Below are 12,482 nucleotides of genomic sequence, written 5' to 3'. Positions count from 1 at the left end.
AAGGTGCGCACATTGGAGAGCTCAACTGGCGGACGATGGGTCATCGGTTCTCGGCAGATCGCTTTCATTCCAGCCGAGTATAAGGCGGACCGCGAGGTCATGACGATGGTCGACCGCCGCCTGCAGACAACGACACCCGCCGAGCGAGCACCCGACCCCAACTACAACATCACCGTTCTGACATCTACGGACTGCAATCTTGCTTGCCCGTACTGTTTTCAGAACACCGGACCACGTCCTGCCGGATTATGGCGGTCGCCCAGGATCGCCGTAAGTGAGTTGAAAAGCGGCGACATCGCTGTTTCGCAAATCGTGTCTTTCGTGAAGAAGCAGATGGAGACACATCACAAAGACGGCGTAGATCTCCTTCTCTTCGGGGGTGAGCCGCTGCTGCGTTATGACGCGTGCATCGGTTTGCTGAAGGCTCTAGCGCCGTTGCCCTTGAGGCACGCTCGGATCACAACCAATGCCACTCTTCTGACCGCATCGCGGGCACGGGAGCTCGAGGCGCACGGGCTGGAGGCCGTCAACGTCACCTTCGATGGAGGTGCCACCACGCACGACCAAATGCGGTTCACGAAATCCGGCGGGCAGACCTACAAGGTCATCCTGCGGAAGATCGAGGAGGCAACGGCGGCGTCGACACTGCATTGGTCGGTTCGCGTCAACGTCAGCCATCTCAACAGTCACGAACTTCCACAGTTAGTCGAAGACTTGACGCGGGCTTGCGAACCAAGCCGTTGCAACCTCCATCTTGCACCGCTTCGCGACTACGGTTTCGGCGTTCCGAATGAACTATCAACAGTGTCGTCGCTGGCAGGCCCCTTCAAGGAAGCCTACGGTCGTGCGCTAGAAGCCGGCTTCCGCATCGGGGTGCCGACAGCCGAAGAAGTCGAACATTGCGCGTACTGCACCGCTCCCGGTGGGGTCACAGGTGCAGTAATCGGCCCGGACGGCACGTTGTATAGCTGCTGGGACAACGCTGGCAAGCCTGACAAGGCGGTCGGCCACGTTGTCACTGGTTACGACGCTGATCTTGTTAACAGCAATCGCTGGCACGCCTGCTCTGCCGACGTGGTGACCAACGAGCTTCCATCCATCCTTGGTGCCGTCGAGGACGAAGTCCATGCCTTCATCCTCGACTGGTACCGCGAGCACGGTGTCGCGCTGACCCGCGCGAACACCGCCGACCCCACACTCGAACGGAGGTGAAATCTGTGACGAAGGTCGAGTTCTACGAGGTCGAGGCCGCGCCGGAAGGCTTCTGCGGCATCAACTGTAAGGACAACAAGTAGCGGCCACGAGGGTCCGTCTACAGCGACGCTCGCATGGATAGGAGGTGATTGCGGTGTCGGTGGTTGAGTTCTACGACGTGGAGGTCGCGCCCGAGGGCTTCTGTGGCGTCAACTGCTCCAAGAACGGCTAACATCCCCTCGCAAGTTCGTCGATGCGGTCTGGCCGGACACCCAACGTCTGGCCAGACCGCATTCACCGCATTTAGGATGTCGATCGATGAATGCCAACCGTCGCGGTCTTGCGATCTACCTCGTCGCACGCTTCATTTCCACACTGGGTGGCGCGACTGCACCCATCGCTCTAGCCTTCGGCGTCCTTGACATAAGTAATGGCTCGGCGACGGCACTCGGCATAGTCCTAGCCGCGGCGGCCATTCCCAACATCGCCTTCCTGCTCATCGGCGGAGTGATCGGTGACCGCTTTCCACGCATACGCGTCATCCAGGTCGCCGGCACTATCTCGATGATTACAGAGGGCGTAGCGGGTGCCCTCCTACTGACGGACACCGCGAGCGTGCCGCTCCTAGCCACGACCCAGGTGATCAACGGCGTAACATCTGGCCTGTGCATGCCGGCCTTCAGCGGCGTCATCCCACTACTGGCAAGCAAATCCGATCTTCGCCGTGCCAACTCCCTTGCAGCCGGCAGCATCGGCTTCGCGATGGTCGGTGGCACAAGTCTCGGGGGCCTGCTGGTTCACGCCGTCGGACCGGGATGGGGGTTGGTGTTCAACGCGGCAACCTACGCAGTGTCTGTGGCGATGATGTCGCTGCTCAAGCTCCCGCGTCCCATGCCGACCGAGCCGTCTGTCCTTGCCGACTTCAAGGACGGCTGGCGGCAGTTCATCGCCTTCGGCTGGGTGTGGCGGCTCGTACTGGCTTCTCTGTTCTTGAATCTGATCAACACCGGAGTCATCGACGTGTTCGGGCCAGTGGTTGCAGATGAGACCTTTGGTCGCGCCACCTGGGGCTTGGCGTTGTCGGCAGTCACCCTCGGCTCACTCATCGCGACAGGCCTTGCTGCGTGGACAAAGCCGAGCTACCCACTGCGAACCGGGCTCGTGATGTCCACGGCCATGGTCGGGTTCTACCTGGCAATGGGCCTCACGGCAAGCACACCCTGGTTGCTTGGAATGGCTCTGCTGGGCGGGATCGGTGCCCAATATCTAATGATCAACTGGGAAACAGCTCTACAGACCCGCGTACCGACAGCTGCGCTGTCCCGCGTTTCATCGTACGACCTGTTCGGTTCCTATCTCGCGATACCCATCGCTCAGATCATGGCCGGTTTCTTGATCGCTCAGGTCGCAGTCAGGCCGCTGCTGATCGGATGTGCCGTCGCGTTCGTCGCAGTCGTCGTAGTGTCGCTCACTCGCCCTGCGGTATGGCACGAGCGGGATCAGACTTCAGAAGCGGAATTGGCCGATGCCAACGCATGAACCCGGTTCAGAAATTCGTACAGTGAAATGCTCTGCGTCGCATCGAGAAGCATCGGCACGACGATCTCGACGTTCATCGGTGTTGACGCAAATCGAACCTCGTTGCAGCCAGGTGAGGCTCCAGGGGACCCCGGGCCGTGTCGTTCGAGCGCCCCACCGACCAGCCCCTAGAGTTGTACAGGTGAGCTCTGTCGCTATACCCGATTCGTCCGTTCCGAACTTCGGCGAAGTGTTTACGCGTCGATGGGTCGTTGACGTGCTTTTAGACCTTTCTCGCTACACCCCCGAACGTGATCTTGGAAGCTTGACGCTCGTCGAGCCGTCTGCAGGATCAGGAGCGTTTCTACTTCCCGCCATCGACCGTCTCCTGGTCAGCGCCGGTAACTTCGGACGTCCGCTTCCAGACCTTGCCTCATCAATCAAAGCATGGGAGCTCCAGCCCGAGCACGTCTACTCCTTGCGCCAGGCTGTCTCCACAAAGCTAAGGGACCGTGGCGCTTCCGGGCCAACCGCAGAAAAATTGGCCCATACATGGGTTCAGCAAGGAGACTTCTTACTACCCGAGCAAGTTTGGCCTGAGTCGGAATCAGCCGATGTAGTCATCGGCAATCCGCCGTACATCAGGCTTGAGGATCTGCCGCAAGAGGTCACTGCTCAGTATCGCGGTCGCTGGACCACGATGAACGGCCGTGCCGACATCTATGTCGGGTTCATCGAGCGCGCACTCGGTATGCTCAATCCGGAGGGCACACTCGCGTTCATCTGCGCTGATAGGTGGATGCGCAACCAGTACGGCGATGGGTTGCGACGACTTGTCGCAACCGAGTATGCGGTCGATCACGTCTGGGTAATGCACGATGTCGACGCATTCGAATCGCAGGTCTCGGCGTACCCTGCGATCACCGTGCTGCGCCGAGGCTCGCAAGGGCCGGCTGTGGCCGCCGACACTGTCGCGTCCTTCAACGAAGTGGCTGCGCGGCGGCTAGCCGCCTGGTCAACCGGTGAGCAGCAGCAGTTCGTGGACACTGGTGTGACAGCACACCGGCTGCCCCACTGGTTCCCAGGCGACGAATCCTGGCCAACCGGGACGCCGGCCAGACTGCGACTTATCGAGGATCTTCGTGACAGGTTCGGCACACTCCAAGACCCGGCCACCGGCACCAAGGTAAGCATCGGAGTCGCGACGGGCGCGGACGGGATCTTTGTAACCACTAACGCCGCCATCGTGGAACACGACCGACTCTTGCCACTCTCGATGGTCCGAGATTTGAAGACGGGCGACTTCAAATGGTCGGGGCATTATCTTGTGAGCCCTTGGACCTCAGATGGAAAGCTGGTCGCACTTGACGACTATCCGATGCTTCGCCAATACCTCACCGGCGCTGAGACAACCTTGAAATCACGTCACATCGCGAAGAACGCCAAAGAACGCTGGTACAGGACAATCGATCCGGTTCACTACGAACTCACCGATCGCCCAAAGCTTCTGCTGCAGGACATGCGCACCACGATCCATCCTGTACTTGAACCGGGCGGCCACTATCCGCACCACAACCTTTACTACATCGTCTCCGACAAATGGGACATGGAAGTGCTGGGCGGACTCCTTCTCTCGCGTATCGCCCAAGCCTTCGTAGAGGCGTACTCTGTGCGCATGCGGGGAGGCACGCTGCGATTCCAAGCGCAGTATCTCAAGCGCATCCGCGTACCCGACCCCCGCGCGATCAGCGACGCCACCGCCGAAGCCCTTCGAGCTGCGTTCCGCAGCCGCGACGCCGTTGCGGCGACCGAAGCGGCAGCAGCGGCCTTCAACATCGACCCGAGGAACTACGACCTTGTCTGACGTCACCCCTGACCTCGCGACCGAAGCAGCCGTCTCCCTATTCTGGACTAAGCGCACCGATCAGATGGACGCCCTCGCTGACGGAGGCCTCTCTGGCGGAGCCGCCCGCGCGGGCGGCCATATGCACGGAATTCGCGACCTCGTAAAGGCCATATTCGTCAAGGCTGGTATGCCCTCGGAATGCATTGTAGAGGAACCTTTTCTGCCTGGCTTCTACCGAGCGCGTAAGCGATGGGACATGGCGATCCGCTACAAAGGAGCGCTAGTCGCCGCCCTCGAATTTAAGAGCCAAGTCGGATCCGTCGGCAAAAACATCAACAACCGCTTCGAAGAAGCGCTTGGAACCGCTACCGACACGTGGGCCGCACAGACCAAGCTCTCCGCGTACGGCGACGTACCGCCCTGGCTCGGCTACGTGTTCGTTCTACGCGAAGATGCGGAGACCGAACTGGCCAACCGGGACATCAGCGCGATGTTCCCAGCGGATCCGACCTTCAAAGGAATGTCCTATAACCAGCGCTACCAGGAAATGCTCAAGCGTTTCATGGGCGACAACATCTACCAGGCCGGATGGTTCATCACAACCAAGGTCGACGAGGACGGCCGAGTTTCCTTCTTGGAGCCCTTGGCGACAGCAACTGGTAAAGCATTCCGAGCCGCAGTCGAGGGCCGCGTAAATTTCGTTCGTAGCGTCCTCGACAGATAGAGTTTGCACGGCTGAAAGCGGAACGCTCCTCAGCAAACGGCGGCTGATATTAGTCGGCGATATCATCCTCCACAACCACAAGCGTCTTAACCATTGACGGGCCTGGATGACGTATCGTGCTTACAGTCGGGTTGGCGATGGTGAAATCGACCTGCGTGTAGGAGGCACGGTATTCCGGCGGGAGATTGTTGTCAGCAATGATCAATTGCATCTTGGCGCGGCGGACACCGGCCTTCGCGTATTCGATGTTCATCGCAGCAAGGGCTACCAGGCGCCTGTAAAGGGCAGCTGAGAGTTCCTCCGAGTTGTTGACCGCTAGCCGTGGGCTGTCGATCAAAAGGAACGCCGGGTAGCTGGTCCAACTGTGCTTTTGCGCTACCGCCAGCAAGGTCGCCCAGTAGGCCACTTGGACGGCAGTGGTACGCCCACCACCCCGCGGGCCGAATCTGTCCCAGCTCTCGCCATTGATAATCGGCAAGTAGTTGGTCGGGCTGATAGCTGCCGAGGTAACGCTGGGAATGCCCAGCAACGATACCGTGCGCTCGAACTCCTCGCTGAGGTCGGCCAGAATCAGTCCGCGTCGTTCTGCGAGACGGTCCTGCAGTCGGCGCAGAGCTGCCTTGGCCTCTTCACGTTCGGACCGCAGCTCGCTGGCCACGAGGTCGATGTCCTGCAGTCGGTCCCATTGCCGCAACGTGCCTTCCATCTGAAGTTGCAGCGCCCGAGCTTCAGCGAGCTTCTGGGAGGAGTCTGCGAATGCCTGGAGTCGGGGTGTGATTCGCTCGTGAGTTCTGTGCTCGATCAACGCCGTCAATTCCGCTGCGCGTCGTCTCCGATCGCGTTCGACTACGGACGTCTGCTCCATCTGTTGTGAAAGCACGCCGAACTGCCGCTCGATCTCCTCAAGCTGGTCGCGCAGCTGCTTCGCTTCGTATTGGTCGAACTCGGTCATGCCTCCCGGCGTCGGGTCGGGCTGCAGGCAGACGCGGCACGCGCCTGTTGGCACTTCACGGCCAGCCAGCGATTGAACACACCTTGGACAGACCTCAAATTCAATCTTGGCGAGGCGATGGCCGGCGTCCACGATGCGGCTGAGCCGGTCCAAGTCACCTGAGATCCGGCGGCGCTCCAGCTCATACTCGTCGCGCCGCTTGGTCAGGGTGAGCATCAACGATCGGCTTTCGGCCGCCGACCGCTCGGCATCGGTCAGCAGGTCGCGCAGGACCTGCGTCTCCCGATCGCTGACCGGGTCCAGGCTGTCGCGCATGGCAGCGAGCGCCGCAGATGCATCACGCTCGTCGACCATCGCCTGCTCGACGACACTGAGCGCCTGTTCACGAGTGGTGGTGTTGGTCGACTTCAGGAACGCCGCAACATCGGTTACCTCTTGCTCGGCGCGTTCGATCTTGCCGGTGAGCTCGTTCACCAGTGAGAGCTGCCCAAGCGCTTCGGCATCGGTAATGCCGAAAAGGATCTCGAACACTGCTTTTCGCTTGGGTTCCCGATAGGAATCGCTGCTATGGGCGATTTCCCTGTTGATGTCCTGCTGAGGCACATAAAGGAAGGAGAATATGTCCATGAAGGAGATACGAGCGCCAGGATTAGTGCTCGTCGCCGTTCGAGAAGGTGCCCTCATGTCCGCCGGGAATCCCAGGGCGGTCATGAGCAGGCCGCTCAAGCTCGGCTCAGCGGTGGTCACATGGTGATCCGCGATTCGCTCTCGCGTGATCAGATCGGTGACACGGACGATCTTTCGTTTCGTCGGATCGACTGTGCGCGCAAGGCTATACCTACTCGCGCCCAGCGTGGCGTCCAGGCGGACTTCGATGACGTAGTCGCGAGCAACTTCGGCGATGTCGGCGTCGCCGCCGAATCCGAACTTGACCAGTTCCAACAGAGTTGTCTTGCCGACGCCTGTCGGGCCTGCGAGCACGGTGAGGTCGGAGGGGAATCGATACGTCACCTCACCCTCGGTGGTGTTGAGCGTGATGGCGTCGAGCCTGAAGGTCGTGGTCACTGGATTACCTGCCGATGCGGGCGGTCCATCAGGTCCGCCAGTCTTTGATAGATCAAGTCCTTCAGCGCTGACCCCGTCATCCCGGAACTTGCCTCAGCGATCGCCTCGCTGCGGGTACTGATCGCCCGCCACTCGGTACTTGTTGCCATCTGCTCCGCGAGCCGCTTCCCGGCAGGTGTCGCGACGAGCGCGACGCTGCCTTGCCGTCCTGAGGCGTACCGGACCAAGCCGCGTCCTACCAGTGCACCGATCACCGGATAGTAGCGGTCGTCCCAGGGTCCGAACTTGTATCTGATCATCGGTGCCTCAACGGCGGTCGGGGCAGCCAAGTCGCGTTTGGTGAGGGCCAGCCGTCCATCGCGAGGATCAAGCTCATCGAGCACGACGTGCGCTAGAGCCGGATAGCGCAGCAGGAAGTCGAGTTTGGCTAGCTTAGTGAGGCCGTCCAGTTTGCGGTTATGTCCGGCCGCCGCGCACACGGCGGTAACGAGGAGCAGTACCCGCGCCTGGTGGTAGGCCAGGTCCTCCTGTAGGAGGGCATGTTTGTTCGGCTGCGGAATCGGGTCGGTCATGCTGCCCGCCCCTGCTGAGCCTCGGCTAGAGCGGCGTCGACGTCGAACCTCTCACTGAACCAGACCTGGCAGCGGCTGGTCAGGTCGCAGACACCCCCCAGTGCGAGTTCCTCATCCATCTGCACAGGCAGGCCAGCAGTTGGCATGGCGGCAAGCCGGATCTGGAGCTCGATCCAGAGAGGCGTTCCCCACAGCTGGTCTTGTTGGCGGACGGCGTGGGTGGCCTCGTCGCTGAGACGGTGGAGCTTGCGCCGGTTGGCATCTTGCTCAAATCTCGCAGAATGGTCCACATCGATCTTTGCTCGCCAGAATTCGCTGTAGTCTTGTCGGAGTTGTTCGGCGCGTTCGATCGAGGTGTCGGCGCAGCCTCCCTTGGCCATCTTGATTCCCAGTCGTGTGAGTGGGAGCGCTGGAGGTGGCTCATACGCCGGTGTGACCGCAGTTGTTACGACCTGGATGACGATGGCGATGTCGGTGATCGCGACGATGCGTGAGACGAGCTCACGTTCGCCTCCACCAGCATCGTTGGTTGGTCGCCATTGCATGAGATCCGGCAGCGCTCCATCAGGCCGAGGTCCAGCGTCTTTCATTCGCTCCCGGAACACTGCGAGGACGGAGGCCCACACGTCTGCGGCCCTGCCCACGTCGATTCCCATGAGGCTGAGTACTGGCGCGACGAACATCGTGGGTGCAGCGTGGCCTATCTCCTTACGCAGCGGCGGTGTGCAGTCGATATCGAGGATCGCGAGGAACCGCATCGCCTGATCGGTATGCGCCTGCGTCGCGGCCGTAACGGGATTGTCAGCCGTACCTGTCCATGCCACGGGCAGGCCGGCTTCGCCCTCCCCAGCCTTGTAGTCCAGCAGACACCTGACGAAGGCCGTGACAGCGGCCTGCTGCGCTCCAGCCATATTTGCGGCCGTTTTGCTAAGGCGGTGGCTTCGTAGGGTTGTTGCGGCATCCATAAGGTCTTTGGCCGTACGTTGCAAGCCCGCCGTTGTGACAAGGCGACACGTCGGCTTCTCCTGCAACGCGCACCAGCGCCCGAAGAGGTGCCCAAGGCCGCCCTTGGTGACCAGCATGCCCACGGTGGTGTAAGCACCAAACGAGCGATCTCGATGTTTGGCCGAGATCAGCTCTGCGTCATCGCCGACACACGCGACCCAGTCCTCGTGCAGTTCGCAAATGATCCTGCAGAAAGGGGCCTCGGAGATCGGACCCTTGCTAAGAGCATCGTAGAGGAGGCGAAGACCGTGTGCAGCGGCCATAGCGGCTTGCCAGTCATACCGGTCGAAAGTCTCTGAGCCCGAGTCGTCCGGCTGCGCAGTCGATACGACCAGCGCGACAGCACTGGCCGTACCGATGTGCACTTCATCACGCACGCACAGGATATTAGGCGATGAAATCCAATCGTGCGTAACCGTCTGTCCCTCGCTAGTGATCGTGCGTTATCTTTTCTGCGATGGACTGCCAGGTCCTGCCAGGTCCCCTCTGCCAGCCGTGATCTGGCGAAGTCAAGCCTCTGCGGGGTCACTTCGGCCCTCCGGTTCTCCCCGGTCGTCAAACCTAGCGAACCACGGATAGGGCTCTCGCATCACGCGACGCAGAACTCGTTGCCCTCCGGATCGGCCATCGTCACCCACGTCGACGGCCCCTGCTGCCCGTCCCACAGCTTCGTCGCACCACGGGCGACTAGCTTCGCAACCACCTCGGCATGGTTCTCGACCCCAACCCGAACGTCGAAATGCAGTCGGTTGTGCAGCCGCACCGATTCCGGATCACCGCTTACTGGTTCGCGAACTTTCCCCTCCGGCGCCGTCTGGAACAGCACGCGCGGTGCGCCGGCCAGGCCGTCGGGGTGCCGGATGGCCTGGCCCACGGCCCAGACCAGGGTGCCGTTGTACTCACGCGTGTCACTCTCGCTCGCGTGTCCCGCGGCGAGCATCCTGCGGATGAACTCCTCGTCGGACGGCTCGATCTCCCAGCCCAGCGTCTCGGCCCACCAGTCCGCCTGGCGGTGCGGGTCCGCGCTGTCCACGACTACTTGGAAGTTGTACGCCATGAGGTCAGCCTCGATTCCGATAGAGGTCGCGCAGCAGAAGGATTTCGGCCGCGTGATGGATCGCTTCCCGATTGATGTGCAGCACCAGGGCGGCCATCGGGAGGGCCGCGTAGGGGCCCTCGGCGGGGCCGCACGGGTGAGCTAAGCCTGCCTCGTCGAGGCCGCGTACGCCTTTTGCCCACGCCGCGTACGCGTCGTCGAGTTGCCGGAGTGCTTCGGCCGCGGTTCCGGCGTACGCGTGCTGGTCGTAGTCGGTGGGCGGACCGCCGAAGTGCGACGCGGTCCGGGCGCCGAAGATGCCGACGATGAGGTGCGCCGCCCGCCAGGCGATCGTCGTGACCGGCGGCGGGCTCGGCTCCGGGTACGCGAAGTCGACGGTGAGCCGGCCGGTGCCGGGATCGGGCCGGACCGTCCAGCAGCCGGGGACGGGTTGCCAGAGGTACTCGTCGTCGGTCAGCCCGTCCAGCCGGGGCCGCACGTGGTTCTGCCAATGCCAGTCCAGTTGCTCGACCAGCTCGTTCGTCCACTCGATGGTCATGTCGCCCACGGTAGAGGCAATTGCGGACAGGTTCGGTCCGCGATGTGTGCGACGCTGGTGAAGTGCTGGAAACCTCCGCCCGCCTGCTGCGGCTGCTGACGATTCTGCCCAGCCGCCCGGCGTGGACCGGGACGGAGCTGGCCGAGCGTCTCGACGTGACGGTACGCACCCTGCGGCGGGACATGACCAAGCTGCGCGACCTGGGCTATCCGGTGGTGGCGACGCCCGGGGTCGCGGGTGGTTATCGCCTGACGGCCGGGTCGACGTTGCCGCCGCTGCTGCTGGAGGACGACGAGGCGGTCGCGGTGGTGCTCAGCCTGAGTACGGCGACCAGCCACACCGTGACCGGGATCGCCGACACGTCGATGCGGGCGCTGGCCAAGATCGAACGGATCCTGCCGGCCCGGCTGCGGCAGCGGGCCGCGGCGTTGCGGTCGACGACGGTCGCCCTGACCGGCTCACCACCCACGGTCGACCCGGGGGCGTTGACGCTGATCGCCGAGGCGTGCCAGTCGCAACAGCGGTTGACCTTCGGCTATCGGGACCGGGACGGGTCCACCACGACCCGGACGGTCGAGCCCCACCGGCTGGTGCACACGGGCCGCCGCTGGTACCTGGTCGCTCGCGACGTCGACCGGGACGCGTGGCGTACGTTCCGGGCCGATCGCCTCGATCAGCCGAAGACCACCGGGATTCGCTTCCGCCCGCTCGATCCCCCCGACGCTGCGGCGTTCGTGGCCGACGCGACGACCACGGCTCCCTACCGCTATCAGGCCCGCGTACGCATCCACGCCCCGGCGAGCGTGGTCGCCGAACGGTTTCCGCCCAGCATCGGGGTCGTCGAGGCGGTGGACGCCGACAGTTGTCTGCTCGTGACGGGGGCCGACAATCCCGCCGTCATCGCCATGTATGTGGCCGTGCTCGGGCACGACTTCACCGTTCTGGCGCCGCCGGAGCTGATCGACGAGGTCGGCGTCCTCGCCCGCCGGCTGGCGACCGCGCACAAGGCATCTGCATAGTCGCCCGTGGACGTGCGGACGTCGGCGGTGCCGTCCCCGCTGTTGCCCACGAAGCCCACCCAGCCGCGTCACTACTGGTCGGTAGCGTATCCTCGCGCGCCGCACAAGACGTGTTACCGTCGCCGACGATGAGTGATCTTGACGGACCTGGCCGCTACCAGTACATGTCCTTCAACGCCCCGCTCTCGGAGGCACACGCCGACGCCATCGCTGCACGGCTGGCGTACGCGCAACCGGTGGACGTTCTCGACATCGGCTGCGGGTGGGGCGAACTCATGCTGCGTGTGCTCGAGCGAGCCCCGGACGCGACCGGGCTCGGCGTCGACACCGACGAGGAGCTGCTCGGCCGGGGCCGCATCGCGGCCGTCGAGCGAGGGCTGTCGGAGCGCGCCGTCTTCCTCAACACCCCCGGGGTGGCCGTCGAACAACAGGCCGACCTGGTGATCTGCGTCGGCGCCAGTCACGCCTTCGGCGGCAACGCCGCCGCGCTGACCGCCCTGATACAGCACGTACGCCCCGGCGGGCGGCTGTTCTACGGCGACGGGCTGTGGGATCCGGCGTACTCGGTGAAGCAGCCCGACCTGGTCTGGGAGGACTTCTTCGAGCTGCCCGATCTCGCCGGGCTGGTCGACCTGGCGGTCGCTACCGGCTACCTTCCGCTGTTCACCGAGACGGCCTCCCCCGAAGAGCTCGACGACTTCGAGTCGCGATACCTCGCCGACGACGAGGAATGGCTGCTGCGTCACCCGAATCACCCGCGAGCCGCGCACGTACGCGCCGCGGCGGAGGACCACCGGCGGCGGTGGCTGCACGGGTATCGGGGCGCTTTCGGGTTCGGTTACTTGACGCTCGGCCGGCCCCGCTAGGTACGGCTCGCCGATCTCGCCCCCAAGATCGGCGCTGGATCAGGGATCCGGGTCGAATCTTGGGCGCGCGGTTTGCCCCCCGGGCCGATACCCCCCCGGGGGGGGGGGGGGGCGCCCCCCCCGGAC

11 protein-coding genes are annotated in these 12,482 nt (G+C 63.1%); 6 read left to right on the top strand and 5 right to left on the bottom strand.

Annotated features, from left to right (window positions below; all coding sequences use genetic code 11):
- Window positions 1-3 precede the first annotated feature (3 nt).
- From AB0H43_RS12410 to AB0H43_RS12395, 4 genes are all read left to right on the top strand, one after another.
- Window positions 4-1,212, top strand: a complete 1,209-nt coding sequence (locus AB0H43_RS12410; RefSeq protein ID WP_359999379.1) for a radical SAM protein — start codon at window positions 4-6, stop codon at window positions 1,210-1,212.
- A gap of 300 nt (window positions 1,213-1,512) precedes the next feature.
- Window positions 1,513-2,733, top strand: a complete 1,221-nt coding sequence (locus tag AB0H43_RS12405) for an MFS transporter (RefSeq protein WP_359999378.1) — start codon at window positions 1,513-1,515, stop codon at window positions 2,731-2,733.
- 181 nt (window positions 2,734-2,914) lie between these two features.
- On the top strand, window positions 2,915-4,576 hold the full coding sequence (locus AB0H43_RS12400) for an Eco57I restriction-modification methylase domain-containing protein (RefSeq protein WP_359999377.1): 1,662 nt from the start codon (window positions 2,915-2,917) through the stop codon (window positions 4,574-4,576).
- Window positions 4,569-5,282, top strand: a complete 714-nt coding sequence (locus tag AB0H43_RS12395) for a PaeR7I family type II restriction endonuclease (protein ID WP_359999376.1) — start codon at window positions 4,569-4,571, stop codon at window positions 5,280-5,282. The genes AB0H43_RS12400 and AB0H43_RS12395 overlap by 8 nt, the downstream gene beginning before the upstream one ends.
- Window positions 5,283-5,331: 49 nt before the next feature.
- On the opposite strand, the gene AB0H43_RS12390 is transcribed toward AB0H43_RS12395, so the two are convergent.
- The 5 genes from AB0H43_RS12390 to AB0H43_RS12370 form a co-directional block, all read right to left on the bottom strand.
- Window positions 5,332-7,299: an AAA family ATPase gene (locus tag AB0H43_RS12390; protein ID WP_359999375.1), complete on the bottom strand. Its 1,968-nt coding sequence runs from the start codon at window positions 7,297-7,299 to the stop codon at window positions 5,332-5,334.
- Window positions 7,296-7,871 carry a hypothetical protein gene (locus AB0H43_RS12385; protein WP_359999374.1) on the bottom strand — a complete coding sequence of 192 codons (576 nt, stop codon included), beginning with the start codon at window positions 7,869-7,871 and terminating at the stop codon, window positions 7,296-7,298. The genes AB0H43_RS12390 and AB0H43_RS12385 overlap by 4 nt, the downstream gene beginning before the upstream one ends.
- On the bottom strand, window positions 7,868-9,253 hold the full coding sequence (locus tag AB0H43_RS12380) for a hypothetical protein (protein WP_359999373.1): 1,386 nt from the start codon (window positions 9,251-9,253) through the stop codon (window positions 7,868-7,870). Before AB0H43_RS12380 ends, AB0H43_RS12385 begins: the two co-directional genes overlap by 4 nt.
- Before the next feature lie 212 nt (window positions 9,254-9,465).
- On the bottom strand, window positions 9,466-9,933 hold the full coding sequence (locus AB0H43_RS12375; protein WP_359999372.1) for a VOC family protein: 468 nt from the start codon (window positions 9,931-9,933) through the stop codon (window positions 9,466-9,468).
- Between the two features lie 4 nt (window positions 9,934-9,937).
- Window positions 9,938-10,471, bottom strand: coding sequence for a DinB family protein (locus AB0H43_RS12370; protein WP_359999371.1), 534 nt, complete (start codon window positions 10,469-10,471; stop codon window positions 9,938-9,940).
- A gap of 62 nt (window positions 10,472-10,533) precedes the next feature.
- Between AB0H43_RS12370 and AB0H43_RS12365 the strand changes: the two genes are divergently transcribed.
- Together AB0H43_RS12365 and AB0H43_RS12360 are read left to right on the top strand one after the other, a co-directional pair.
- Entirely contained in the window at window positions 10,534-11,490 is a 957-nt protein-coding gene (locus AB0H43_RS12365; protein WP_359999370.1) for a YafY family protein, read from the top strand.
- Between the two features lie 128 nt (window positions 11,491-11,618).
- Window positions 11,619-12,356, top strand: a complete 738-nt coding sequence (locus tag AB0H43_RS12360) for a class I SAM-dependent methyltransferase (protein ID WP_359999369.1) — start codon at window positions 11,619-11,621, stop codon at window positions 12,354-12,356.
- Window positions 12,357-12,482: the final 126 nt, after the last annotated feature.

It is taken from the genome of Hamadaea sp. NPDC050747, assembly GCF_040654195.1.
Taxonomy (GTDB): Bacteria; Actinomycetota; Actinomycetes; order Mycobacteriales; family Micromonosporaceae; genus Hamadaea.
Note: the sequence above shows the minus strand (reverse complement) of the source record. Positions and strands in the feature narration are given on the sequence as shown.

Coding starts and splice junctions, on each gene's coding strand:
- AB0H43_RS12405 (WP_359999378.1), top strand. CDS start 1,513: ATGAATGCCAACCGTCGCGGTCTTGCGATCTACCTCGTCGCACGCTTC.
- AB0H43_RS12385 (WP_359999374.1), bottom strand. CDS start 7,871: ATGACCGACCCGATTCCGCAGCCGAACAAACATGCCCTCCTACAGGAG.
- AB0H43_RS12375 (WP_359999372.1), bottom strand. CDS start 9,933: ATGGCGTACAACTTCCAAGTAGTCGTGGACAGCGCGGACCCGCACCGC.
- AB0H43_RS12370 (WP_359999371.1), bottom strand. CDS start 10,471: ATGACCATCGAGTGGACGAACGAGCTGGTCGAGCAACTGGACTGGCAT.
- AB0H43_RS12360 (WP_359999369.1), top strand. CDS start 11,619: ATGAGTGATCTTGACGGACCTGGCCGCTACCAGTACATGTCCTTCAAC.